The sequence below is a fragment of the Arenibacter sp. F26102 genome (genome assembly GCF_023015865.1).
Taxonomy (GTDB): Bacteria; Bacteroidota; Bacteroidia; order Flavobacteriales; family Flavobacteriaceae; genus Arenibacter.
Genome location: NZ_JALKBC010000077.1, coordinates 1 through 281 on the forward strand (window position 1 = coordinate 1; position 281 = coordinate 281).

Consider the following 281-nt stretch of genomic DNA (forward strand, 5'->3'; position numbering starts at 1 on the left):
TTCGTCGATATTCCCGGGTACCATAGGGTCATGGGCGCCAAAGAGCTGTCGCAGGAGAAGAACCTGAGCATGGTGGTAGGCCTACAGTCGAGATATGAGACCGGTTATCAGTTGATGAAGGAAAAGATCGACGGGGGCATTATTGGAGACATAACCTCCTTGAACGTTTATTACAACGTTGGAGCGCCCAAGATACATCCGCGCACGCCGGACCAGACTGAGATGCAGTACCAAATGCGGAACTGGCGCTATTTCACATGGTTGTGGGGAGGCCAATTGGC

1 pseudogene is annotated in these 281 nt (G+C 52.3%); it reads left to right on the forward strand.

Annotation, left to right across the window (positions count from 1 at the left end):
- Positions 1 to 69: 69 nt before the first annotated feature.
- Positions 70 to 281 (forward strand): annotated as a pseudogene (locus tag MWU78_RS22335) (dehydrogenase); the annotation flags it as partial.